General features: G+C 42.3%; 22 protein-coding genes, 3 pseudogenes and 1 CRISPR repeat array. Of the genes and pseudogenes, 2 read left to right on the top strand and 23 right to left on the bottom strand.

The window, feature by feature from the left end; all coding sequences use genetic code 11:
- Positions 1–35: 35 nt before the first annotated feature.
- On the bottom strand, positions 36–500 hold the full coding sequence (locus LI288_RS12260; protein WP_227090640.1) for an NUDIX hydrolase: 465 nt from the start codon (positions 498–500) through the stop codon (positions 36–38).
- 175 nt (positions 501–675) lie between these two features.
- On the opposite strand from LI288_RS12260, the gene LI288_RS12255 reads away from it, so the two are divergent.
- A complete protein-coding gene (locus tag LI288_RS12255) occupies positions 676–1,611 on the top strand; it encodes a DMT family transporter (RefSeq protein ID WP_227090639.1) in 936 nt (311 codons plus the stop codon).
- 36 nt (positions 1,612–1,647) lie between these two features.
- Here LI288_RS12255 and LI288_RS12250 read toward each other — a convergent pair whose 3' ends face one another.
- From LI288_RS12250 to LI288_RS12230, 5 genes are all read right to left on the bottom strand, one after another.
- Positions 1,648–2,199: a hypothetical protein gene (locus tag LI288_RS12250; protein WP_227090637.1), complete on the bottom strand. Its 552-nt coding sequence runs from the start codon at positions 2,197–2,199 to the stop codon at positions 1,648–1,650.
- Entirely contained in the window at positions 2,187–2,888 is a 702-nt protein-coding gene (locus tag LI288_RS12245; RefSeq protein ID WP_227090635.1) for an ATP-binding cassette domain-containing protein, read from the bottom strand. Before LI288_RS12245 ends, LI288_RS12250 begins: the two co-directional genes overlap by 13 nt.
- Positions 2,889–2,988: 100 nt before the next feature.
- Entirely contained in the window at positions 2,989–3,360 is a 372-nt protein-coding gene (locus LI288_RS12240; RefSeq protein ID WP_022431142.1) for a GntR family transcriptional regulator, read from the bottom strand.
- A 118-nt stretch (positions 3,361–3,478) separates the two neighbouring features.
- Positions 3,479–4,180, bottom strand: coding sequence for a hypothetical protein (locus LI288_RS12235; RefSeq protein WP_227090633.1), 702 nt, complete (start codon positions 4,178–4,180; stop codon positions 3,479–3,481).
- Positions 4,161–5,039, bottom strand: a complete 879-nt coding sequence (locus LI288_RS12230; protein ID WP_227090631.1) for an ABC transporter ATP-binding protein — start codon at positions 5,037–5,039, stop codon at positions 4,161–4,163. The genes LI288_RS12235 and LI288_RS12230 overlap by 20 nt, the downstream gene beginning before the upstream one ends.
- A 199-nt stretch (positions 5,040–5,238) precedes the next feature.
- Between LI288_RS12230 and LI288_RS12225 the strand changes: the two genes are divergently transcribed.
- Entirely contained in the window at positions 5,239–6,723 is a 1,485-nt protein-coding gene (locus tag LI288_RS12225) for an AAA family ATPase (protein ID WP_227090630.1), read from the top strand.
- Positions 6,724–6,894: 171 nt separating this feature from the next.
- Here LI288_RS12225 and LI288_RS12220 read toward each other — a convergent pair whose 3' ends face one another.
- The 17 genes and pseudogenes from LI288_RS12220 to LI288_RS12140 form a co-directional block, all read right to left on the bottom strand.
- Positions 6,895–7,857 (bottom strand): ion transporter, encoded by a 963-nt coding sequence (locus tag LI288_RS12220; protein WP_022431137.1) that lies wholly within the window; start codon positions 7,855–7,857, stop codon positions 6,895–6,897.
- Positions 7,850–9,133 (bottom strand): galactokinase, encoded by a 1,284-nt coding sequence (locus tag LI288_RS12215; RefSeq protein WP_227090627.1) that lies wholly within the window; start codon positions 9,131–9,133, stop codon positions 7,850–7,852. The genes LI288_RS12220 and LI288_RS12215 overlap by 8 nt, the downstream gene beginning before the upstream one ends.
- A 71-nt stretch (positions 9,134–9,204) precedes the next feature.
- Positions 9,205–10,227: a transglutaminase domain-containing protein gene (locus LI288_RS12210; RefSeq protein ID WP_227090625.1), complete on the bottom strand. Its 1,023-nt coding sequence runs from the start codon at positions 10,225–10,227 to the stop codon at positions 9,205–9,207.
- A gap of 224 nt (positions 10,228–10,451) precedes the next feature.
- Positions 10,452–11,210 (bottom strand): SDR family NAD(P)-dependent oxidoreductase, encoded by a 759-nt coding sequence (locus tag LI288_RS12205; RefSeq protein WP_227090623.1) that lies wholly within the window; start codon positions 11,208–11,210, stop codon positions 10,452–10,454.
- 152 nt (positions 11,211–11,362) lie between these two features.
- Positions 11,363–11,905 carry a prolyl-tRNA synthetase associated domain-containing protein gene (locus tag LI288_RS12200; RefSeq protein WP_227090825.1) on the bottom strand — a complete coding sequence of 181 codons (543 nt, stop codon included), beginning with the start codon at positions 11,903–11,905 and terminating at the stop codon, positions 11,363–11,365.
- 138 nt (positions 11,906–12,043) lie between these two features.
- Positions 12,044–12,454 (bottom strand): annotated as a pseudogene (locus LI288_RS12195) (hypothetical protein); the annotation flags it as partial.
- An 85-nt stretch (positions 12,455–12,539) separates the two neighbouring features.
- Positions 12,540–14,066 (bottom strand): Y-family DNA polymerase, encoded by a 1,527-nt coding sequence (locus tag LI288_RS12190; protein WP_227090621.1) that lies wholly within the window; start codon positions 14,064–14,066, stop codon positions 12,540–12,542.
- 70 nt (positions 14,067–14,136) lie between these two features.
- Entirely contained in the window at positions 14,137–14,658 is a 522-nt protein-coding gene (locus tag LI288_RS12185; protein WP_022431130.1) for a flavodoxin, read from the bottom strand.
- A 300-nt stretch (positions 14,659–14,958) separates the two neighbouring features.
- Positions 14,959–15,507: direct repeats of the CRISPR family, unit length 30 nt; unit sequence GTTTCAATACATCCTATGTTAATGTTTATC.
- A gap of 504 nt (positions 15,508–16,011) precedes the next feature.
- A complete protein-coding gene (locus tag LI288_RS12180) occupies positions 16,012–16,596 on the bottom strand; it encodes a helix-turn-helix domain-containing protein (protein WP_227090619.1) in 585 nt (194 codons plus the stop codon).
- A 445-nt stretch (positions 16,597–17,041) separates the two neighbouring features.
- The gene (locus tag LI288_RS12175) at positions 17,042–21,601 is read right to left on the bottom strand and encodes a M64 family metallopeptidase (RefSeq protein WP_227090617.1); all 4,560 of its coding nucleotides are present in this window, start codon (positions 21,599–21,601) and stop codon (positions 17,042–17,044) included.
- A gap of 311 nt (positions 21,602–21,912) precedes the next feature.
- A pseudogene (locus tag LI288_RS12170) lies at positions 21,913–22,128 on the bottom strand (DUF5688 family protein); the annotation flags it as partial.
- A 14-nt stretch (positions 22,129–22,142) separates the two neighbouring features.
- A complete protein-coding gene (locus LI288_RS12165) occupies positions 22,143–22,490 on the bottom strand; it encodes a helix-turn-helix domain-containing protein (protein ID WP_227090615.1) in 348 nt (115 codons plus the stop codon).
- 70 nt (positions 22,491–22,560) lie between these two features.
- On the bottom strand, positions 22,561–22,701 hold the full coding sequence (locus LI288_RS14675; protein WP_227090823.1) for an LPXTG cell wall anchor domain-containing protein: 141 nt from the start codon (positions 22,699–22,701) through the stop codon (positions 22,561–22,563).
- 4 nt (positions 22,702–22,705) lie between these two features.
- Positions 22,706–24,046 carry an MSCRAMM family protein gene (locus tag LI288_RS12155; RefSeq protein WP_320055241.1) on the bottom strand — a complete coding sequence of 447 codons (1,341 nt, stop codon included), beginning with the start codon at positions 24,044–24,046 and terminating at the stop codon, positions 22,706–22,708.
- Positions 24,003–24,422: a hypothetical protein gene (locus LI288_RS12150; RefSeq protein ID WP_264473990.1), complete on the bottom strand. Its 420-nt coding sequence runs from the start codon at positions 24,420–24,422 to the stop codon at positions 24,003–24,005. The genes LI288_RS12155 and LI288_RS12150 overlap by 44 nt, the downstream gene beginning before the upstream one ends.
- Positions 24,423–24,490: 68 nt before the next feature.
- Positions 24,491–25,252 (bottom strand): annotated as a pseudogene (locus LI288_RS12145) (ParM/StbA family protein); the annotation flags it as partial.
- A 525-nt stretch (positions 25,253–25,777) separates the two neighbouring features.
- On the bottom strand, positions 25,778–25,906 hold the full coding sequence (locus LI288_RS12140) for a helix-turn-helix domain-containing protein (RefSeq protein WP_227090609.1): 129 nt from the start codon (positions 25,904–25,906) through the stop codon (positions 25,778–25,780).
- Between the last annotated feature and the right edge of the window lie 297 nt (positions 25,907–26,203).

Raw genomic sequence — 26,203 nt, 5'->3', positions numbered from 1 at the left:
CGCTCTTTTTCAGTGTCAAATTATCATTTTATAAACTAATTATAAAAACGAAGCTGCTTTTCTACAAGTTTTTCGCCCTCATAGACCAGTTTTAAGGTAAAGAACCGCTGTTCGCCTTCTAAGAGCAGCTTTAAAAAGACGGCATCGCCCTCCCATGTCGGCAGCTTTAAAATCTCTTTCTTATCAATCCACGCAAGTTCGCCCTCGTCACACGGACAGATTTCACCTTCAAAGCCGTCTGCCGTAAACAGACACATCTGCTCCGGTTCACACGCATCACTTACAAAGGTAATCAACCCGCGGAAACGAAAGCGTGTCAGTGTCAGCCCTGTTTCTTCTTTTACTTCTCTTAACAGGCAGTCTTCCGGACTTTCTGCGCCTTCCGCATGACCGCCGACACCAATCCATTTATCTTTATTGATGTCTTTTTTCTTCTTGGTGCGATGCAGCATCAAATACTGTCCGTCTTTTTCGATATAACACAGTGTTGTCATTTTCATATTTTTTCGTTCTCCTTTTAGTTCCTCTCTTTTATGTCTGTTTGATTCCGCTTTATTTATCTTGTATTATCTTTTATTTATATTCTCTTATTTATCCGGAAGTTTTTCCCACGAATCCATCCTTTTATGCTACAATATCCTGTGCAAAAAGTGAAGTTATATTTAGGAGAAACTCATGAATACACAAAAAAATTTTCTTAGTAACCCTGTAGTCGTGCTGTTTGGCGCATTAATCTGCTGTGCCTTATGGGGCAGTGCATTTCCCTGTATTAAAATCGGCTACAATATGATGCACATTGCATCTTCCGATACGGCAAGCCAGATTTTATATGCGGGCTGCCGCTTTACGCTTGCCGGAATCCTCGCAGTTGTTCTTGGCAGTCTGACACAGCGGCAGTTTCTGCTTCCGACAAAAGCCTCTCTGCCGCATATTCTGGAACTGAGCCTGTTACAGACCATTTTACAATACCTGTTTTTCTATATCGGACTGGCACACACAACGGGTGTTAAGGCTTCGATTATTGAAGCCGTCAGCACGTTTGTCGCCATTTTCGTTGCCGGATTTTTATTTCATCAGGAAAAGGTTACAGCACGGAAAATGCTTGGCTGTCTTGTCGGTTTTGCCGGCGTGGTACTTGTCAACGTCGCCGGAAACGGGATGGACCTGCATTTTACCGTAAACGGGGACGGTGCAATTCTTTTGTCAACCGTTGCCTACGCTTTTTCATCGGTATTTATGAAACGTTTTTCCGTTCAGGACAATCCTGTAATGTTAAGCGGTTATCAGTTTATTTTAGGCGGCATTGTCATGGCTGTGTGCGGCTTCTTTATGGGTGGACACCTCTCCGGATTTACCCTGCCTGCGTTTGCCATGCTTTTTTACCTTGGCGTTATCTCGGCAGTGGCCTACTCTTTATGGGGTCTGCTGTTAAAATACAATCCGATTTCAAAAGTTGCTGTGTTCGGCTTTATGAATCCGGTTATCGGCGTGCTTTTATCCGCTGTGCTGCTTGGCGAAAAAGATTCTTTGGGCTTTAGCAGCATTGCCGCACTGGTTCTTGTATGTATCGGCATTTATATTGTCAATAAAGCACCAAAGGAAGCCGCATAACTTGTAAATAAATGTGCGGGGCAGCACTTATTTTTATCACCGGTCAGCCTTTTTTAATCTGACCGGTGTCTGCCCTTTCCATAATTCAACCGCAATTTCCACGGCACAGATTCCTGCCGGAAGAACGTATAATACCGCAAGCGGAATCAATATATTTCCTATTGAAAAAGTATGTAATGCCACAATCGCAAAAAATGTCTGTCCGGCTGCCGCAATCACCGCGATTCTGCCACAGATTTTTAATGTCTTTTTCGCTTTAAAAATCGCTGTCTGTACTGACGAAACCGGTAAATTCTGCAGTATTTCACCGAGATTTCTGTTTCTTTTACTGCCTTTATACGATGTAAACATCTGGCTGTAAAAACTAAAACCCAGCAAATATATCATTGTATAAATCCCATACGTCTTTATGCTTTCATGAATGGACACCCACTCTGCCTGATAAGGAAACAGCCAGCCGATAATGCCACAAAAAAACATCATATATGCCGCAAATTTGCACCCGAAATAATCGGGATACCATGTTTTTTCTTTCGCAAAAAATTTTTCCAAACACTGCTGTTGTCTGTCGTCTGTTATTCGATACATAACGCCTCCTGTTCCCGGTCATCCTGCCGTAAAATCCCGTCAATGCTCTCTGTCCACCCGCTAAACCGTCCGTTTTCCATCACCGCACTGTAATCCGTATTTCTTTCAAGCTCCGAAGTAATGTGGCTTGTCAGCAGTACGCCGCAGCTTTCGTCCTCCACCAGCCTGCGCATACAATCAAAAAACTGAAGCCGGAATACTGCGTCCATTCCTGCCGTTGCCTCATCAATCAGATATAAAACCGGCTGATGGGCAATGGCAAATGCCAGCTGGCATTTTAACTTTTCACCTCTTGACATTGCTCCGTACTGCTTTGAAACCGGCACGTCAAATGCCTGCATCTGCTTGCAAAACCGTTCTATCCGGAAATCATCATAAAAAACGCCCAACGCTTCTGCATTTTGCATTGCCGTACATTTTTCAAAAAATACGTTGTCCTCGGATACATATCCGATTTTCCGGCATGCCGCTGCATAATTTTCCTTTACCGGGATTCCATCCACGTAAATTGCACCTTTATACCGGGACTGCTCATGCAGAATTGTCTTGATAAGCGTTGACTTTCCGGCACCGTTTCTGCCCGTTAATCCGTAAATGTAACCGGACTTCATCGCAAAATCCACATTTTGAATCGGGAATTTCCTGCCCCTTCCCGTCACCTGTTCAAACCGCAATATTTCTTTTTCCAAGCTCTTTTCCTCCTCTTTTTTTGTATTCGCCACAATCTAATAAACCGCAGATACCTGATGCCGCCTGCCCCCACTGCACAGACATTTTCTAATCTGTAATCTACTGTTCGTATAATGCCTGCACCATTTCCACAAAATCTTCTTTGGCAAGCCCTGCCTGTTTTGCTTCCTCTATCACTTCATTTAAGCGTTTTTCCAACAGCACCAGCTGTTTTTCCTTTAAGTAATCCGCATTATATTCACAGACATAAAAGCCCTTTCCTGCCACCGAGCGCACCAGCCCCTCTTTTTCCAGCTCCTCATACGCTCTTTTGGTTGTAATGACACTGACACCCAAATCCGCCGCCAGTGCCCGGATGGACGGCAGTGCTTCCCCTGCTTTTAGTTCGCCTGTTACCACTGCATTTTTGAGCTGATTGACAATCTGCTCATAAATAGCCAGTGTCCCCTGCGGAAGTATTGTTATTTTCATACGCGCCTCATTTCTACTACAATATATTTATGATATCAGGGTCAAAAGGTCTAAACCCACATGAGCTTGCTCATAGTTGGGGTCTTTTGTCCCCAACATCTTTTTATGGTGAATCTCCCTAAACAGCTCTGCCGCTGACATCTATACCGGTTTTATAAAATACTGCTGACCGGATATGGCTTTTTACCCGTCCGGCATACCATATAAAAAGCGGTAACTGTACCAGTCCTATAAACCCGGCAATCAACACAACATAAACAATCTGTATATTTTCTTTATTTAAAGCATTTTCAAAATATACGGCATTTAATATCAGCACCACAGGAATCATGATATTTTTATAAATCAGCTCCTTTGTCCTGCTATCCGTCTTTTCCTGCTCTGACGGAATAAAAATGCTGATGATAAAACCATTCCATAAAATAAGCAGATACCAGTACAGTGCGCCCCGCGCCATAAATGCTGCCAGAACCGTGCCTGCTATGCAGACCGTCATATGAAGCCCCACCCGGAAAAGATATTTGTCCATAACCAGCTTTTGCCGCTCCTGACTGCCCAGCGGACACAGATACATCTGCTTTGACAGTGCTATCGGATGCAGTGTATAGGAAATAAAGCTAAAGACCGTCGGAAAAATAACCGCTGCCGCCAGTATTATTTTCCCCGTGACAGATGTCGTGTCAGTCCCTGCCGCATTTCCAAAAACCAGACTCCAGCTCCAGTAAATGACAAAATAAAGCAGCGGAAGCTCTGCTCCATACATATTTTTTATATACTGCACATCAAATTCCTGCCAGTATTCAGTGAATAACTTTTTCATAATTTCTCCTTTCCGCCGTCTTTGCCTTACTCAAAAAATACATAAATTCTTCCACGGTCGGCGCTGTCGCTGTCAGCTCCGCGTCATAATGCTGATAACCGTGATGTCTGACAAGCGCCTTTGCCCCGTATTTTTTCTGTTCCATGGCAATGATATCTTCCCGGTCAAGCAGCTTGATTTTATAAGCTTCTCCCGACACAATACGGTACTGTTCCCGGAAATCTTCCATCTGTCCTGCGAAAATGCTTCTGCCGTCTTCCAGATAAATCAAGTAATCTGCAAGGCGGTCGATATCTTCCATTAAATGCGTTGCCAGTACAACACTTTTCTGTCCGTCTGCGATAAACTCCTGTAACAATTTCAAAAAATCTTTGCGGAATTCCACATCAAAGTTGGCTGTCGGCTCATCTAAAATCAGCAGCTTCGGATTACATGATAATGCAAATGCAAACTGATATTTTAATTTTTCCCCTTTGGACAGCTTTCCGAATTTTCTGTTCTTTTCCAGTCCAAATTGCTTTAAATATGATAAAAGCTGTTCTTTTTGATACCCGGAATAATATGTCCCGAAATAGTCCCCGTTTTTCTCAAGGTTGAGATGTTTCATCATCAAATCTTCATTTAAAACAACGCCTAAGCTGTCGTGAATCTGCTTTTCCTGTGTATCGTACCTGCTGTCAAATATCATCACCGCTCCGCTGTCCGGCCGGTACAGCCCCGAAAGCAGATGTAACAGTGTTGTTTTTCCTGCACCGTTTCTGCCCGCAATTCCGCAGATATAGCCCGCAGGCAGACTAACGCTGATGTCTTTGAGTTCAAAGGTTCCAAGCTTTTTACACACGTTTTCCAGCTGAATCATCTTCTCCGCTCCCTCCTCTTTTTCCGCCATCTGTATATATACATATATACAGTGCATATACGCATTTGTCAATAAGTAATTTTATTTTGTGTGGGATTTCGGCTCTTTTAAATTTGAACAAGGTATGCTATGATGTTTTGAGTGCATATTTAAACATTTATACATCTTACTATAAAATAAAATGAACAGGAGAAATACTATGCTTGTATATGATTCAACCAGTACATCCAATACGGTTTCCGCCTTTGAATGTACTTATACAACTTTTCAGTCCAATCACTCCACAGCCACACCGGAGCATCCGATTCTGGTTTTAGATAATTCTTCTCACCCATGGGAACAGGATTCTGCCGGTATTTTTGCAAATCCATATAAAAAGACCGCCTTTGAATTCCAGCTTGATGACGGAGTGGAACTCAGCAATATTTTACAGATTGACTCCCGTTTTACAAGCCTGATTAAGTGGCTTGGCGAAAACCGCATTAAGGTCAAGCTGACCGGTGAAAACCGCAGTGACGGCTATGCCGTATATAAAATCCGCGAAGTGGCTTTCAGCAACAGTCAGAAGCTTTCTTCCGAAGACGGATTTTTACAGTTTATGATTGAGCGTCTGCTGGAAAGTGATGCGATTGCCGAGGAAACCTCCGATGAAGATTTAGATGAATCCGCAGATGATATGAAGCTGACAAGCATCACAAGCATTTCCGACTTTTTAAACTGTGCCGGTAAGACGCTTCCTGAAAATATCCGTCTGTGGGCACGCCGCAACTTAGTCGTTGCACGCTCCAACGAGGTTACACCGGAAGAAAAACGTCACGCACAGCGTGCTTTATCCATTATGTTAAATATTAAATGGAAAAGCAATTATTTTGAATCCATTGACCCTGTAGAAGCCCGCCGGATTCTTGATGAAGAATTATTTGGCATGGAACGTGTAAAACAGCGGATTATCGAAACCGTGATCCAGATTAACCGTACACACACCCTGCCGGCATACGGCATTTTGCTGGTCGGACCTGCCGGAACCGGTAAATCCCAGATTGCCTATCTGGTTGCCAAGATTTTAAAACTGCCGTGGACAACGCTCGATATGAGTTCCATTAACGATGCAGAACAGCTGACCGGAAGTTCAAGAATTTATTCCAACGCAAAGCCGGGTATTATTATGGAAGCTTTCAATATGGCAGGTGAAAATAATCTTGTCTTTATCATTAACGAGCTGGACAAGGCAACAGCCGGAAACGGCAACGGCAATCCTGCCGATGTGTTACTGACACTGCTGGATAACTTAGGATTTACGGATAACTATATGGAATGTCTGATTCCGACTTCCGGCGTTTATCCGATTGCCACCGCGAATGACAAGGAAAAAATCAGTGCGCCGCTGTTATCCCGTTTTGCCGTTATTGATATTCCGGATTACACAAGGGAAGAAAAGAAGACAATTTTTGTGAAATATTCTCTCCCGAAGGTTTTAAAACGTATCGGTCTGCATGAAAATGAATGTGTTGTTTTGGATGACGGACTGGATGCTGTCCTTGATATTTTTAAAGATACTACCGGTATCCGTGATTTAGAGCAGGCTGCCGAACACCTCGCCGCCCACGCGCTCTACATGATTGAAGCCGAACATCAGACACAGGTTGTCTATAATGCGGAAATGGTACAGGAGTTGTTCCACTAATCCTCATTTCCCATCTGCCCTCATAGCTATATTAGCACATCCGTGTGATTTTTCACACCAGGCTTTATAAAGAGTAAATATCTGACCGTATGAACGAATAACTTCCCCGTGATAAAGGGGACAGCGAAGTTAAGTAACACGTTGAGCTGCCCCCTTTATCACGGGGGTATTCTATTCTTTCTCCCCTTCAGCGCGGATTATGATGATATCGCCCTGTTTTAACAGCGTATCTTTTTGCGGGAGGATTGATAAGTCTTCTCTTAAAATCAAGAAAATGGTCAGCTGCTCCTGTTCTTCCACTTCTTCAATTGATTTCCCTGCATAGCGTTTGTCTACAAATATTTCAGCAATCTGCTTGATGTCCGCGTTTTTGAGATTGGACAGACTGCTTTTGCGCTGATACTGTTCTACAAAACCTGCACTGATAATACCGGTTGGAATTGCAACTGCACCGACTCCCAGATACGCGATACAGATTGCCATCACACGCCCCAGTGTCGTTACCGGATAAATGTCGCCGTAACCGACTGTTAAAAGTGTGGACATACTCCACCAGACACCGCTGAACGCATTGCGAAAAACGTCCGGCTGTGTGTCATGCTCAACACTATACATACACAGACTGCTGGCAAGCATAAGTATCAGTACAATAAATACCGAAGAAATAATCTGGTTGCGTTTTTCATAAAGAACCGTTGTGATGACATTAAACGAGTCATATTTTGCATTTAACCGGAACAGGTGGAAAATTCTTGCCACCCGTAACATTCTGAATATTACAAATCCCGATAAGAAAAATACAGGTACAATGGTCAGTAAATCAATCACTCCATCAAATGAAATCAAAAAACGAAGTTTTGCCTGTCTTCTGCCGATATTGGGATATAAGTACTCTGCCGTCCAGATTCGCAGGACATATTCCACACAGAAAATGCCCAGTGTCACATATTCTATCGCTTTTAATCCCATTGTTATCCGTGACAATTCATCAAACGTCTGTGCAAATGTCACCAGAATATTTAAAACAATCGTAATTGTTATAAATATATCAAATGCCCTGCTGATACGGTTACTTTTATCACCAATCTGAATAATGTTAAATATCTTTTTCTTTAACGAACAATCTTTATCCAATGACTCTGATTCCTCCATATCTGCGTATTTTTAAAACATGGCACGAATCCGCTCCAAATACGGCTTCCATTGCATTTTTATAATCCAAAACCGCAGCTTCTTTTACAAATGCCTGTATCGTTCCCGCAAAACCGCCGCCATGCACACGGCATACGCCCTTATCCGCAAGCGTCCGTTCACTCACTGCCAGCGCAATGGCAACCGGCTCACTGACCGTATCATGACTGACATATACATTTTGCAGATATTTATAAGACGAATCGCCCGACTCTTTTACCAGTTTTAAAAAACGGTTCCAGTCACCGGCGCGAAGGGCATTAACTTCCTTTACAACCCGTTCATCTTCTGCAAAAAAATGTATGGCGCGCAGTACTGCACGGTCGCCTGATTCTTTGCACAAAACCGGAAGTGCCGCATAAAAATCTTTTTCTTCAACCTCACGCAGTACATTTTTTCCAAAATGTGCTGCAATCTGCTTCATTTCTACGGGAATCTGTGCATATTCGTGTGTCAGTCCTGCATGCGACCCTTTCGTATCCACAATACACAGTGTCAATCCTGCTTTTTCAAAATCCGCATCAATTTTTTCTATCTGCGGTTTTTCTTCATTTTCAAAATCAATATAAACCATGCCGCCGATGGCACATGCCATCTGGTCCATCAGTCCGCTTGGCTTGCCAAAATACACATTTTCCGCATATCTGCCGGTCTGTGCAATGGTTACTGCCGGAATTTCCGCATGATTGTACAGTCCCGATACAACCGTGCCAATCAGTGTTTCAAATGTTGCCGATGAAGACAGCCCCGAACCGGAAAGCACATCACTTGTAATATATGCGCAAAATCCACCCATTTTATATCCCTGCTGTTTCAAGCCTGCAAGCACGCCGCGGATCAATCCTTTAGTTGTTCCCTCCTCGCGCGTTTTCTTATCCAGTTCGTCCAGCCGAATTTCACACAACTTGTATCCTTCTGACTGTATCCGCACCAACGGCTCATCCACCCTGCCTGCAACTGCAATGGCATCCAGACTTACAGATGCCGCAAGCACTCTGCCATGCTGGTGGTCTGTATGATTGCCGCCCACTTCACTTCTGCCCGGTGCACTATAGATTTCAACCGGCATTTCGCCAAAAATTTCACAATAAGATGCCACTGCTTTTACATAACGTTTTTTCTGCTGCTGTATCTTTTGGTTATCCATATAAAGCTTTTTTAATGCCTCATCCCATTTTCCTGACAGAATTTCTGCTGTCAGTTTTTTACCTGTCCTCATACCCTTCTCCATTTCTGCTGTTTTTTTTTCATGCTTTTATTTTAATTCTGCATACGGTCATTCTGTATTTCCTATAATTCGCTTTCATTGGCTTCTTCCATCTCAATCTGTTCTTCACCGGCACCTTCCTGAAAACGCACCCTCAGTACCGCCTGCGCCCGGTTGACCGATACAAAGGATTGTTTTCCCTTTGCCTTTGCTTCTTCTGAGAAAATGGAAAGCAGTTCCTGCAGCACTTCTTTGGTAAGATACCCTCCCCGCCAGTGAAATAACAGAATTTTTCCCTTTTTCACTGCCTGACGCGTCCGGTTTCTGACTTCATCCGTTGTTGTCCACGACAGCTTCTTTTCCTTATAATAAAAATGGTCGCCGTCCGGGCAGGCAGGAACCTTCCAGATGACCGGTTCATGGTCCCTTGCAATCTGCTTGTCCGACAGATTCACATAATCATACCGGATTGTATCGTCTTTGGAGAGCGTATTGTCAAACGTTGCATCCAGATGATAATACTGCCCACCGATTTTAATAACATTCCACGCATGACGGTACTTGATTCCCTTTTCGTGATTGGCCTCCGACAGCGCAATAATACACCAGATTCCAAGCTCATCACAAAGGATTTTAACGGCTTTTGCCATGCCCTCACAGACGGCAACACCATTTCCCAATGCCCCGATAATCTCGTGGGAATACTCTTTTTTTAATTTGTCATACCGCACATTTTGTACGATAAAATCATGGATAAACAGCTCTTTCCCCTTTTCATCCAGTCCCTGCGCCTGTCTTGCAAGCTTTTTGACACGCGCCTGCATTGCCTGACGGTGCTCCCTGATTTTGTCTTTTTGAAATAAATACTCCGGGATAAATTCAACTGCCGTAGAATCCGGATAATACCGGTACGAAAAACGCACGGAATAAAAAATTTCCGGGCAGTCCATACGCACCATAAAATAAATGTCAGATAATTCCTTTTTATCAAGCATTGGCACTGCAAAAGAGTCCTGCTGGTTTAACAGCCCTTCTTTCATGGCATAATACGCTTTCTGCTGTTCTTTATTTAATTGTTCATAATAGTAATTGGATGCTTTACTCATTGTTTACTCTGCTGATTTCCTTTTCCATATTTTTAAATGTCTGAATTTATTATAATATAAGCAAAGTGTTTACACCACACAAGACTGAAAATTTCACATCAAAAAACCGGCAGTCCAAAGCCCGATTTTCTTATCAGCTTTTCACTGCCGGTATTTTTATGTATTTTACTAATATATTTTATTCACATATTCGTACCGATATATTTTGATTTAACGTTTTCCGCTTACAGCATTGCGCCGAAATCTGTTACGATAATCTGACCTGTAATGGCTCTGGCTTCATCACTTGCAAAGAATAAAACTACATTTGCAACATCTTCTGCCGTACAAGACTGTGCCTTAATATCGCTGTGTGTCATCATTGCACCAATCATATCCGGGTCTAATGCCTTCGGATCTGTTCCCATGGTCATCGGTGTAATAATGTTGCCCGGACAAATGGCATTACAACGGATTCCGTCTTTCTGGAAACGCAGTGCCGTATGCTTTGTCAGACCGATAACTGCCGCCTTAGACGCTACATAAGCCGCACCGCCGCAGCCTTTTTCACCGGCTACCGATGCCACATTGACAATCGCGCCGCCCGTCGTCATTCTCTTAGATGCCGCTCTCATGCAGCGCATTGTGCCTTTTTCATTGGTTTCGATAATTCTGTCCATATCTTCATCTAAGAACTTATCAATTGGCTTTAATCCCTGCTCCAGAATACCGGCATTGTTGACAAGAATATCTATCTTTCCGTACTTGTCCATAACCTTCTGCATCAACATTTCAGGGTCCTCCGGCTTGGAAATATCTGTTGAAACGGCATATACTTCACCACCTGCCGCAGTAATCTCATCTGCCACTTCTTTTAATGCTGCTTCCCTGCGTGCCGTAATCACAACGGTTGCTCCTTCTGCCGCAAACAGCTTCGCCGTTGCCGCACCTACACCTGAATTACCGCCTGTAATCACCGCAATTTTTCCTTTTAAACGATTCATTGAAAGTTCCTCCTTATTTTTTTGATTTTTACTGTATTTTGTGCATTTTGTATCATTTTTCTTGAAAGCACGTACAATATTTATTACAATTATACATCATATGAACAAAAATGTAAACAATAAAGTTTATTTTCAATGAATTGTATGATTATTTATTCTGACAAGACAACCGTGATATAGTCGTGTGATACTTCTTTTAAAAAGGTATTAAAGATGTCTGATGTCTTTAAACGCAGACTGGACGTATTCACACATGGGTGACACCCCACATATTCTGCATTCAGCACATCTTCATCGACCAGAAGCTGTACCTGATGCTCTTTGTCATTCATCAGTCCGAGGACACTCACCGAACCCGGCAGAATATCTAAATATTCTTCCATTTTTTCAGCCGGTGCAAAGGAAAGCCTTGCACTGTGAATCTGTGATGAAATCTCTTTTGTTTTAAATTTTTTATCACCGCGGATCATCAGCAGATAAAATTTCGTTTTCTGTGTGTTACATAAAAATAAATTTTTACAGATAACCGCCGGTGCAAGAAATTTATCAATTTCTTCGCAGGCTTCCATCGTTTCTGCCGCCTCATGGTCAACCCGCTCATAGGCAATACCTAATCTGTCCAATAATTCATATACCCGTTTTTCTTTATCCTGCCGCCCGGTCATATCCGCCGGTCTGCCCTGATATAACTGCATTTTCATTTTTCCTTTCCTGTTCCGGTGCTATATCGTTTTGTACTCCGGCTTAAAATCCATATTGATTTCTGCAATTTCACGCTTGCCATTGATGTAATCCGCATACATATCCCACAAATCAATCTCACAGTCCTGCAAGCCGCAAATCCTGCTGATTTGTTCTATCGGTATGACGGTATTATCCGTCATTACCAGCGTGCGGTTATATTTATCAATTTTTCTGACCGTTCCGGCGCAGTCTACATACGCGCCACCGGATTTTTTGGAATCCGGCACAAAATACGTGACGGTTATTTCCTGTTCTGCTCCTATATTTTCTGCAATTATTTTTAACTGTCCGTTTATCTTTTCAATGACATCTTCACTTAAAATTTGCTTATCGTCCGTCAGTCGCGCCGTTTCTTTTATCGCCGCTTCATGCCCGGTGAGTGCCGCAAACGGCGAAAACTGTGCTGCACGGTCATGCAGGGACATCCTCGGATGATTTTTGGATGTCGGATGTGGCAGATTAAGGATGTCGTCGTATTGATGTTGATTCTGATAATCCATTCTGATCACTGCTTTCTTTTTATTTTAAGGACAACAACCTGACATCTGACGTATAATCCGCTCTGAATTAACAGGATTCTATGCTTTACGCTTTATGCCCGCCTATCTGTTCGTTTCTGTCTTTCGCCGTTGCACCTTCCTCAAGATTCATGCCTTTTAATATGGCATTTTTTCCAAACTTCTTTTTGATGTCAATCATTGCTTTCTGCATCCGTTTTTCACGCTCTAAATCTGCATTTTCCGCTGCCTGCTGTTCCTGTTGCACACTATAATCCGTAAAAAGGTCTAGCTGTTCATATTTCGGTGTCTGTTCTGCACGGCTTTCCTCGACCAGATGATTGGCGGTCACGGTGATTCTTTTAATCAGAAGCTTCGGATGGACAATTTTATCATATAACTGCATGACTGCATCGGTTATCAAATGTGTGGACGACGTCTGCCTTTTTAAATTGGCAGTCCCATGTGCGTGTTTCGGCACTTTCCGCCCGTAACGGTCAACAGTAATCTCTCCGTAATACTGCCGCCTTCTGTCCGCATCGGTAAGGTTTTCTATATCATAACCGATTGTCAGCACAATCTGGTCTGTTACTAGTCCCTTTTCCACCAGATCCAGCACCATCAAATCTACCATTTCCTTGACCACCAGCTTCGCCTTATCAAATTCATAGGCGCAGTGCAGTACCTGTCCCGAACTGACGCTGTTGGTTTCCGGCTTATAGGCTTTTATATCCTGCATGGTACAAGGCTCGTGTCCCCATGCATGGTCAATCAGCAGTTCTGCATTGATTCCAAACAGCTTATAGAGCAGTTCTTCATTGTAAAATTCATTTGTTTTGCCTATGGAACATCTTGCAATATCGCCCATTGTATACAATCCATTTTCTGCAAGCTTCTTTGCATAGCCGCCCCCGACCCGCCAGAAATCTGTAAGCGGTCTGTGATTCCATAAAAGCTTCCGGTAAGACATTTCATCCAGTCTGGCAATCCGCACTCCATCCTTATTAGGTTCAATATGCTTTGCCACAATATCCATTGCAATTTTGCTAAGATACAGATTGGTTCCGATTCCTGCGGTTGCCGTAATTCCGGTTGTCTGCAGAACATCACGAATCATTTTCATCGCCAGTTCTTCCGGTGTCAGATTATAGGCTGCAAGATAATTCGTGACGTCCATAAATACTTCATCAATAGAATAGATGTGAATATCCTCCGGCGCAATGTATTTTAAATAGATATTATAAATTTTTGTACTGTACTCCATATAAAGTGCCATGCGAGGCGATGCTACAATGTAATCGATCTCAAGCGCCGGATTTTCACAAAGCTCCTCACTGTCATCCGAAGCCCCTGTAAATGTATGATTCGGTGCTTTCCACTTACGGTCGCTGTTGGCTTCCTTGACTTTCTGAATCACCTCAAAAAGCCGCGGCCGTCCCGGAATTCCGTATTTTTTTAATGCCGGTGATACTGCAAGACATATCGTCTTTTGTGTGCGGCTCTGATCCGCCACAACCAGATTGGTTGTCAGCGGGTCACGGTTACGCTCCTTACATTCTACCGAAGCATAGAACGACTTGAGGTCAATTGCAATATAGATTTTGTCACATTTCATCGGCTCTAAGCTCCTTTATATTCTCTCCTGTCAGTATTTCCTTATATATATCATACCATACTTAAAGATTTTACACATTCAGGCTTTCTTTTGCCCATTTTGTGACTGCCTGCTCTGATTTGCTGGCATCTGCCCCATGAACGGCAAGGCCTGTTTTTATTACAGCACCCTTGCAGATTCGGTTTATATCCTGCATGGAACGTCCCAATCCACTGCCTTCGTGTGTCATCAGCGGCATTACATTTTTGCCCTGGAAATTCAGGGACTCTATCAACGAAAATACTGCCATTGGATATGTTCCACACCAGCACGGACCACAAATGAAAATATTGTCATACCCGCTGATGTCTTTAAGATATGCTTTAAGCTCCGGACGTGTATTGTTTTCATACTCCGTCTTTGCCTCTGCTGTACATGCATGATAATCTGACGAATAACCATTGACGGTTTCAACCTCAAATAAATCTCCGCCAACTGCCTTTTGAATAAATTCTGCACAAATTTCCGTGTTTCCTTTCGTAAGGCTCTCTATTCTGCCATTTACATAGTTTTGACCTTTACGTGAATAATAGATAATTAAATTTTTACTCAAAATTATCAACTCCTTTTTCTTGATAATTTCATTATAGTATTTCTAAAATGATATATCAATTCCTTCTACCCGGATTATTGATAAGTTGTGCTAATCGTTATGTACTATTCCCCCCTTGCCGCTCTGGTACATGCAACTATATTTTTCATTTTTCTAGTATTGTTCCCATCCGAATCAATGCTATGCGCTCCAATTTATCTTAATGATGTCTTATTTACAGTTTTCATATGGATATTTCAATGTATTTCATGTTAATATTTATCTTTCAGGCACGGCTCTAAAATCCGCTCCGCTGTTACTGTTTCAATACATCCTATGTTAATGTTTATCGCAGTCGTGTTGGCATTTACTGTTGCCGTCAGGCTGTTTCAATACATCCTATGTTAATGTTTATCAAGAAAACCGAACTTGAAAACTATATGGATCAGATGTTTCAATACATCCTATGTTAATGTTTATCATTTAGGTTTTTAAAAATAGGGACTTCCTATTTTTGGTTTCAATATATCCTATGTTAATGTTTATCCTACTGACTTTATGTATGATAAACACTGTTTGTCGTTTCAATACATCCTATGTTAATGTTTATCAAGTCAAGAATTGTTTTAAAATCATTGCAGGTGAGTTTCAATACATCCTATGTTAATGTTTATCGAAAAGGCCGTAATAAAAGCGGGAACCGGACACATGTTTCAATACATCCTATGTTAATGTTTATCACGGCGAGAAAGATATTTGCAATAAAGGGAGGTAAGTTTCAATACATCCTATGTTAATGTTTATCTTCCCAACGCCGTTGTCGTATTCCATCCCAAGGCGGTTTCAATACATCCTATGTTAATGTTTATCCAACGTATTTCCGCCATTTCTAAGAATAACTATACCAACTTTTCCAGTATTTATCAACTCTTTTCGATTTTTTACCAGCCGATAACCCATTTTATTGTTTTTAAATAAAAATGACACACAAATCCCATATACTGCGGTTTTGCTTTATCCTTCAATATTTTCCAGCTGGTATTTTTTCTAAGTATCCGTATCAATTTTCTAATAATTTCCCCACATTTCTTCAGTCAACAGTGTTTTATCATAAAGACTTTTCACTCAATCTTTCTTCATAATCAAATTACTTTTTGAACTTATATTTCCCCTTTCCGCGACCGGATACCAGTTCAATAATATCTGCCTGCATCAGATTGGAAAGAAATTTTGAATCACCTGAACCTTTCAGCTCAAGAAATTGCATAACTGCACTTCTTCCAAATGCTTCATCAAAACCAAACTTCTCAAAAAGCCTATAGAGTTGAAAAAGCTAAAATCTGTCGAAATTTTTGTAGCAGTAAAATTACTGCTTTATTTTGTAAGGACCTTCTTGCAGTACTTATATGCACCACAATTAGGACATACTAATTTACGCTTTGTTATTGTGTGTGGTCCCATAATATAAGACTTCATATCCGGGACAAATCTATTCTTACAATCAGGACATTCATATGCTCCTGCATCTCTGTCAAGAATACACGCAATTACAATACCGCCACATATTACAACCAAACCTATAATTATAAGCAGAATCCTCATCCAGTTCTCCATCGCAAGCATTCCTGACAACAGAAACAATGGAACTGCAGCAATAATTGTAAGACCTGCTGCCATTGCTGATAATATAATTTTCTTCTTACTCTCCTGAGCTTCTCTAACTAAATTCACCATATTTTCCTCCGCTTTCTTTAGATAATCTTCTTCTGATACTCTTTCACCAGACAATAATTCGTTCACCGTTATCTCTAATTCATTACATAATGGCAACAACAGTGATACTTCCGGAAAACCATTTCCGTTCTCCCATTTCGACACCGCCTGTCTTGTCACATTACATGCCTCAGCAATGTCATCCTGTGTAAGCTGATTTTTTTCTGTAAAACTTAATATTGTCACCTATCAAAATAAATACCTCCAATTCAATTTATACCCAAAATTATACCTACAGGTGGCTGAAAGTAAAGAAAACATTGGTTGCAAATGCACAACTTTGGGAGGGTTGCTATTCAATCTTGCTTTTTATGTCTATAAAGCATATATCTTTTCTGTCCCAAGATGCTCAAATGGTCTAAACAGTTCTCTTAAGGAATCTGACTTCGACCAATCAATCTTAGAAACAAATGTTCCAAATGAGCGCATTGCATTTTTAAGATTTACCTGATTGAGAAGAAATTTCCATTTCCATTCCCATACACGCCTTCTGCTTTGATTCCGTCTGTGTCTTTTCTTTCACCTCTTCCGCAGCGTACACTCCCTGTTGTGTTTTCTTTGAAAAAAAGACGGACATACATGCCCGCCTTCTCCATGGTTATTTTCTCGTTTCATTTTTTAACTATCGTTTCTATGAATTCAAATTTTCTCTGCGTTTCTTTACGGTAATAATCAATCCCGTTCCGGAAAGAATTAATAGTATAAACAGCCATACACTCGGTGTGTTGTCCCCGGTTTTAGGTGCAGTCACATCCTTCTTATCAGTTCCACTCGATGGCTTGTCATCAGAGGAATCGCTATTGTTGTTATCATTCTGGTTGTTATTACTGTTATCAGAGGTATTTGCTTTGATGGTAAATGTGGTGCTTGCAGAACCATCCGTCCACAGGATTTCAACTGTATGGGTTCCTGCCGAAAGTGTATTCAGGTAGGAAGCTTTCAGTGTGATAATGGTAGAGCCTTCCTTTGCAGTGTAGTTGCTCTTGTCTATCAAATTTCCGTCCACCTTAACTCCGGTAAACTTGGAGAAGTCTCCGTTACCCCGGATGGTGATATTACCATCACTGTCATGCGTCCAACTATTGTTTGCTCCATCAATAATCTGATAGGTGTTATTCGGTGTGTCAGGATTATCGGAACCGCCCGCATCCTGTACGGTCAATGTTGCGGAATTACTCTCTACGTTTCCTGCGCTGTTTGAAACAACACACTTATACTTAAATCCGTTGCAGCTTATATTGACTGTGGATGTGGTATAGCTCGTTACCGTTGCACCGTCAATGTTTACCCATCCTTTCCCATCATTTCTGTCTATCTGCCACTGATAGGTAAGATCTGTACCGCTTGCTGCTATGGTAAAGGACGCAGTCTCACCTACCTTCACTGTCGCATTGCCAGGCTGTGTGGTTATGCTTGGTGCAATCACATCCGGCACATCCGGTGTCTGGCTTTCCTGTTTAAAGGTAACTTCTATGGTGTGATCAGTATTCACATCACTAAAGGTGTAGCTTGTGGTTGCTGTCACTTCCGAACCATCCACCTTTACGTCCGCAATATAATATCCTTCGTTTGCCTTGATTGTATATGTAAGCTGACCTGCGGCAGATACCGTTGTCGTGCCACCGGGAGAGATTGTTCCACCGATACCTGCCGTTGCGGTAATCTTGTAGCTTGCTGTACCGCTCGGAGGCGTTATGCCCGCATCCTGTACGGTCAATGTTGCAGAATTACTCTCTACGTTTCCTGCGCTGTTTGAAACAACACACTTATACTTAAATCCGTTGCAGCTTATATTGACTGTGGATGTGGTATAGCTCGTTGCCGTTGCACCGTCAATGTTTACCCATCCTTTCCCATCATTTCTGTCTATCTGCCACTGATAGGTAAGATCTGTACCGCTTGCTGCTATGGTAAAGGACGCAGTCTCACCTACCTTCACTGTCGCATTGCCAGGCTGTGTGGTTATGCTTGGTGCAATCACATCCGGCACATCCGGTGTCTGGCTTTCCTGTTTAAAGGTAACTTCTATGGTGTGATCAGTATTCACATCACTAAAGGTGTAGCTTGTGGTCGCTGTCACTTCCGAACCATCCACCTTTACGTCCGCAATATAATATCCTTCGTTCGCCTTGATTGTATATGTAAGCTGACCTGCGGCAGATACCGTTGTCGTGCCACCGGGAGAGATTGTTCCACCGATACCTGCCGTTGCGGTAATCTTGTAGCTTGCTGTACCGCTCGGAGGCGTTATCGGCGCTGTATCCGCCGTAAAACTCCAACTTCCACGGAATACCACGGTTGTGCCGTTTAGGTTGCCGGCATCCCAGCCCGAAAAAGCCCATGTGCCGTTTTTACCATCCTTTTGTGCCTGAATGCGTGTTGTGGAGGTATATTTCTTATCCACAGCCGCCTTCGCCTGTTGCACACTCGAATAGGAGCTGCTATTTAGCGGCAGCGTTGCGCCTGTCGGGAATACAGAGCCCCAATTGTATTGCACCGTATAATTTTTTGTCACCGGCGGCTCGGGGCGTTCCTCAGACCTTTTATAAATATAACGAATCGTCATACCACTGTTCGGGACAGCATTTTCCATCCCCTCCGCTTTAACAAAAGTGTAGCCGTGCAGTTCCTGCGGCGGCTGCCAATCAACCTTTTTGCCTACCGGAACAGTAAAGGTAGTCGGCATGGTGTTTGGAACATCTGTGCCATCCTCCAGCTGATATTGGATGGTGACATTGACATAGCGCTGCTGCTCCGTATCATCATCAGCCAATACCTCGCCTGTCGCATGATCTACAATCTCAAAGCCGATGGTATCGCCGGATTGCAGAATGGCATTCTCCGGAATCGTGTAAACCAGAGAGCAGTTGACAAGGCCGGAATTAAAGTCGCTGCCCTCGTAATCCAACGCACCCTTTGTCCAGAATTTGCTTTTCTCTTTCCAAACAGGGATGTCAAACTCCTGCGTAGTGAAAACCTGCTCCCCATCTGTCGTGACCGCTTTTTCGCCGTTGGAATGTTCCACCCACAGGCGCAGGGTCACAGTCTTCGCTTGGGTATTCGAAAGATTTTGTATAATGGTGCGCAGCTCAACCTGCTGCCCCTTCATGCTGCTATAATCAAAGCTGTTTTTACTGCCGCCGCTTAATAGACGGCTATTCCTGTCATTTTGATAGCTCGCATATGCGGAGGAATTCGCTGCCTCAAAGGCAGAAGGATCTTTTGTGGGATTTCTGTAATCGCCGATATACTTTTTCACCTCAGGAACAGCCACATAAAGCGCAGGGGGATTTGTAATGAGCTGACTCATGACCTTTATGCCCTGTAGCTTGCACACATCGCAAAAATCATTCTGAAAGGTCTCTCGCATCAGACAATCCCTGCTGGAATTATAGGTATAAGGATAGTAGTCAAGATGCGGGCAGGTATAGGTATTACGGAAGCCAAGCAGCTGCCTCCACTTCACTTTCGTGGGATCTTTTGTTGCAGTCATATTCAGTGATGTAGTGTAATTCCACTCACCTACAGGAACAGTGCTATAATTATATTCATCTCCCAGATGGAACAGACCGTGTCCCAGTTCATGCCGCTGGGTAAACGCAGAATATGCGTTTCTCGCTGACGCAACAATATAGTGAATACCATATTGTTTATTATCATGAGAGCCACCGAAATACTCACCGCTATTCGCCAACACAACGAATTGGTTGATATTTTCATACACATAATCATACTGTCTATAATTATGATCCATCGTGTTTTCGTTTGGATGCGTTTCATTAGGAATATGTGCGTCATGAATCTTCTCGATAAACGCAGGGCCTATGATGCGCTCCAAAACATGGTTGCGCCAGTTCCCTTTGTTAGTAGAAATTCCTCCTTTGGCGGTCGCAGCAAAAAATGTGCTGGTACCGCCATAGCCATCCACCGATGCCGTGCAGAGTGCATAGACATTAAAGCGATCCGCCATGCTGCGATATGGCTCTATCTGCAATACCTCCCCCCACAGCTTTTTTACATCCTCGACAAACTGCTTTTGCTGGCTTTTGGTGTAGCCCTCGGCGCAGTACACAATCACCATGTTCTCCTTATCGCTGCGAGGCTTCTGGATTGTATACACCGGTACGGTTACATTTGCATATGCAGGATCCTCAGTGTAGAGGGTACTCATCTCCAGCTGTAGATACTCATCCGTGTTCACATTCCAGTCACCATTCACATCCTCTCGCACAGCGCCGGATATGCCAATGCTGTCATCCGGCGCATCCGGTGCGGAAACAACATAGGGGTCCTGTGCGCTCTGTCCTGTGCCGGATGATACGGTGTAATTTTCCGTATTCAGATAGAAGGCAGGACGAACGCCGTAATATCCCTTATAGGGTGCGTCACGCAAAATATTCCCTTGAGGGGTCACAAATCGCATATCATGGTTACAGGTTGTAATCGGTGTACGCAGCCAATAGTTCCATGCTACACCGCTTCTGTTTTTTGCGATATGGTAGCCGTTCAGGTTATCATTAACCGTTTTGAGCTGCTGAACATCCAGCAGAAAAACTCTATCCCAAATATATTCATAATGGGCACTGTCATACCCATCCGCTACCGTATCAATTGTGGTGTTATAGGGAAGATCAACACCGGCTGCGTCGATATAACCTGCCGTATACTCCGGATGGGAAACGATAGAACGCTGCTTCACCGTTCGAATCGCTCCCAGCTCATCCGAACGAAAGCTGCGAAGGAAGCCCTCCTTTTGGTCATATGCTGCCGTTTTAGGATAGACAGAATCCTCTGTTGGCGGATTTCCGCAAAGCCATTTCACTTTTCCTGCTTCAGCGTTGGAATTGAGCCAAGAACGTATGTTGCTGTCTCTCCAGTGGTTAGAACCAAAATTATCTCTCCAGCTATTGCGCCGGTGCGAGCCTGTTTCGGCATTTTTGTTGGTTTTTGCATCATAGGGCATGTAATCACACAATACTCTATCCGAAAGCATCAATGGCCCATTGCTATCCTTCGCTACACAACGCCACACAATTGGCACTCCCCCATAAGTACCCATCTGAATGTAGTTACCAATTTCGATGGTTGGCTTGTTATCTGCCGCCCTAACCTGCAAAGGGCATAGCACCAAAATTACCGCAAGCAGCAGAAATACCGTTCGTTTGCCATATTTATGTTTGATAATATTCATAAAGTCCTCCTTTTGTCATTCTCTCCTGAGCGTCATTCACGGTCAGTAGGCTTCTCCCCCCATTTTTGACATATGTCAATTTATACAATTGCTGCATCATCGATATTCACCTCATTTCTACTTGAGTTATTGCAAAAAATAGGTCTTTCTGCGATAACCCCTTGTGCCAAATGCTGAAACACCTTCATAAAGATGTAATAGCTTATTTATTTTAGAAAAGTATCCGACAAAAAAATCCACACTTCCGACAAAAAATATATATATTTCTCAAATCGTATCATGGCGATGTACATTTGTCAATGATGTGACACCTCAAGATCACCACAGTCCTGATACTTCTTATACATGTCATTGATATAAATCGTAGGCGAAATATTCCTGCCTTCCTCTCGTAAGATGATGCCATCAAGAGTCACATTCACCTTTTCCACGGGTTCTGCCACAAGCTCCATTCCTTTGAACTTCTCAGGCATATAATCCATAAACTTTTCTTTTACTACTTCCTTAAAAATCTCGTAATTCATCATATTACGGTTCCTCCTTAATCTAAATTGTCATACAAAATCCCTTCATCCTCGGGATTTTTGTGTTCTCTGTAACTGTTGTCTTCTTCGATTCCCATATCAAAAGTGGTATGAGATTTTCTTTTCTTTCTGTAATAATTCTTGAGAAACATGCACTTTCTACAGTCCTCACAGAATAATTCTTCCGGCGGAATGCCAAGTGCCTTTGCAATCCTGTTCAACGTTCCCGTCCTTGGAACTCTTGAACCATTTTCGTATTGGGCAATTCTTACATCACCTCTATTTTCAAAACCACTTTTCTCGCCCAGTTCCCTGAATGTCATTTTTTGTCGTTTTCTGTAATATCTGATTCTTTCTCCTACCACTGTTTGTCCTCCAAATCAAAAAAAGCAGGGAACATAAGTCACTGGCTTACATTCCCCGCAAGGTTAATTGTTACTGTTTATTCTTTTTCTTTCTTCCACGAAGTCCTACTCCAACACCTGTAATAAGTGCAAGTGCACCAATTCCAAGATAAAGAAGCGGATTTGCATTGTCGCCTGTCTGTGGAAGCTTAGGCTCTGTCGGTACATTGATAAGCTTAAGAGTTGCCTGTTACTGTTCTCTCAATCTGTTTATCAGCTTTTACGATTACCTTGCCATCTTTGTTCACGATATCTTCTTTCGCAAATAAGCCGAATACTGCTCCTTCAAGTGCTTCCTTAGTCTCTGAATCAGTCTTGGTTACAGTAATCTGCACTTTCTGACGCTCATTTGTCACATCCATTCCTGCAAATACAACCTTTGTGTTCTGGTCGATATAAGAAAGGTCTGCCTCAATCGGTGTATCATCTAATACAAATCCATCAATTGTCTTTGTCTCAACAAGATAATACTTGCCAAGTGGAAGGTCATCAATTCTTGCGATACCCTTATCATTTGTCACGATGGTTGCCACCTTGTCTCCTGCCTTATGATATACAGTATCAAGTCCGTCGGCACTTACGATATCCTCTTTTGCATATACATCAAAAGTTACTCCTGCAAGGCTGTCCTTGAAGAAATTGAAGATAAAGTCGTACCAGTAACCCTTCATAAGAGTAGTATCTGTTACAAATTCGCCGTCCTTATTGATGACAATGGAACCTGTAGGAACTTCATCCTTCATCTCTACATGCTGCACTTTGCCTGTATCCTCTACTGTAAACTGGATATCTGTTGCATTAAGATATCCGTAAGGAGCAAATTCCTCACGAAGTGTGTAAATCTCGCCAACTACAAGTCTCTTGATCACATGTGCTTCCTTAGCATCAGATGTCCATGTGTCTACCACATTTCCATCCTTATCAAGTACAGTAAGTGTTGCACCTGTAAGCTCTGCACCGCTTGTGATATCTGTCTTTGTAAACTCAAAGGTTGTTGGAGTGTTTTTATACTCGCTGTTATATACAGCAGCCTTAACATCCTGTCCCTGATATTTTGTATCAAAGTTTACTGCTTCCTCATTTGTCACATATCCGGCAGGCTTTACAAGCTCCCTTGCAACATATTTTGCAAATGGATAATCCTTAACAAAAGCAATCTTTCCATTCTCATCAGATGTTGCCTTCTCAAGAAGTGTGCCTTTCTCGATAATTACCTTGCCAGCAACATTCTTGATATCCTCGTCTGCATAAAGACCAAATACTGCACCTGCAATAGGTGTGTTATCTTCTGCATCAAGCTTAGTCACTGACATATCAAGCTTCTGTCTGTCATCTGAGAAAGTAAGGCTTTCCTTGATAACAGGTGTCTTATCATCCACATATGTGAATGTCACTTTCTGCCCATTCGTATTTAATACATATCCGTATGGAGCTTCCACTTCCACAACCCTGTACTGTCCAAGAGGAAGATTCTTAGCTGTTGCCTTTCCATCCTTGCCAGTTGTAAGAGTTGTCACAAGGTCTCCCCTTGCTGTAATACTTAATGCGGTTTCCGTCTGCATCCTTCTGGTTGTCTGCTGTGTAAATATCCTCGGCAGCATAAACTTTGATTTTTGCTCCGGCAAGTGAGCCTTCCTTATAAACAAACTCTTTCTCATATGAGCTTGCAAGGAGTCCACCCTTGAATCCGTCAAGTACCTCGCCCTTCTTTTCTACAGTCAGCTCTCCGACTGCAGGGGCATCGGAATATTCCACAATAATGATTGCATCATTTGTATCACCATCTGTCTCAAATGCTGTGTCAGTATCAACAAAGATGTTGACATACTTATCATTTACAACATATCCAAATGGTGCAGACACTTCCTCAATGCGGTAGTTACCGATTTTCAGTGCCTCCGGTAAGATTAAATCTCCGTCCTCATCAGTAAAGAATGAAGTATGCTCTACCTTTGACGGATAGTCTTTAAGTTATACCCAAACTCACGGATTGAGTTATATACCTTATCAACAAAATCCTCTATCTCTGCCTTAATAATGGCAAAGTATTCATCATCAATATCTGACCTGCCATATCGCATGATGTTCTGTATCTCTGACTCGTCTACCTCTCCGTTAAGCTGTCTTACACACTGCTCATTGATAGAACACATACAGGTAATAAGACCTTTGGGAATCGTCACACACTTTGATTCATCCGGAGACTTGTTGATTACCGGCATAATGTCGATTGTCCAGCTTCCAATATCTACTATCAGTGTTTTCTTTGCCATAGCAGGAATCTTGTCCACTACTGCTGCATAGCACTGAGGAAATACTGCCACATCATCAATTTCAATATGATATGACTCATTCTCATATTTGAAGCTTACACGCTTATTCTTTGTCAGGTACTTGATAAAATCATTCTTCTCTGCTCCAAACCTTGTAAGCGGAAGTCCTACAGCAAGGAATACCTTTGCCTCTGCAAGACCTCTTCTTTTAAGTTCCTTAGCAACTGCTGCAAGAGTGAGAAGATAAAAGCTGTCATCTTCGACCTTGGTATCCTTTACTTCCTGCCTCACAGTTCCAACCTTATAGAACTTTCCTTCATACTCAAGTACATCGCCGAAAAGTGCCGGAGTTGTTGTAATCTCCTTAACACCTGTGACAAATACCTGAGAGATTGTTTTCATCATTGACCAGCCATGATCAATGCCGATTACTTCTAACTTGTTATTCATGTTCCTTTCACTCCTTTTCTGTATTGTCTGCATTATTGTTTTGCAAAATTTCATATAATTACCCACACCCTTTCAAGTGCTTAGTTTGGTCAGATGCAGGAATATCATCAGACCTGCCATAAAAATGCTTTCTCATTAATTTCTCATACAGTTCATCACTCTCTGCCTTAACTTTCATAAGACAGTAGAGAACCACTGTACTAATAATGATTACGAACCAAATTAACACTTTGCCCATTCGACCACTCCTCTCAAATAAAAAGAGGACCAAACCAGCTGATGGAATATTCCATCTCAAGTGCTAATTTAGTCCTCACTAAATGTTTTGATATAAAATTGTACCTAATCTAAGCACACAGATTCACTCTCAGACTGATTGCGGACATCTGTGATACTGACTTGGATTTTCGGTTTTGATATAACAGCGCTGCCTTATCTACCGCTAAATTGGTATAAAAATAAGGACTAAATTAGGCATAACCCCTTGATTTTACTGGGTTTCATCTAACTTGGTCCTATTATAACTCAAACACCTCGTTCCCATTTTGAAATTGTTTTATCGCTGATTTCTAATTTTTCAGAAAGCTGTTTTTGAGTATACCCTTTTCTCTTTCTCTCATCAGCTATAAATCTTCCAATTTTTATTTGATCCATTTGCTTTCCTCCTTTCTGGCTTAATTATCCTTCAATCCTATTTCCAATCACACCCACGCAACGTAGAATATGGTGAATTTTTGCGGTTTCTACGCTCCGTAGAGTTAATGTATTTAATTAATTACCGGGATATGTTCCAATTTGCATTTCTATCCATTCAGAAATTGGGCTATGCTGAAGGAGGATCTCATATGGCAACGCAACATGACAAACAATTTAAACTTGATGCAATCCAGTATTATCAAGATCATAAAGATCTCGGTGTACGTGGATGTGCTGAAAATCTTGGCATCGGAT

It is taken from the genome of Lachnospira pectinoschiza, assembly GCF_020564355.1.
GTDB lineage: Bacteria > Bacillota > Clostridia > Lachnospirales > Lachnospiraceae > Lachnospira > Lachnospira intestinalis.
The sequence above is the reverse complement of the archived record's forward strand: the minus strand, read 5'-3'. Positions and strand labels throughout refer to the sequence as shown.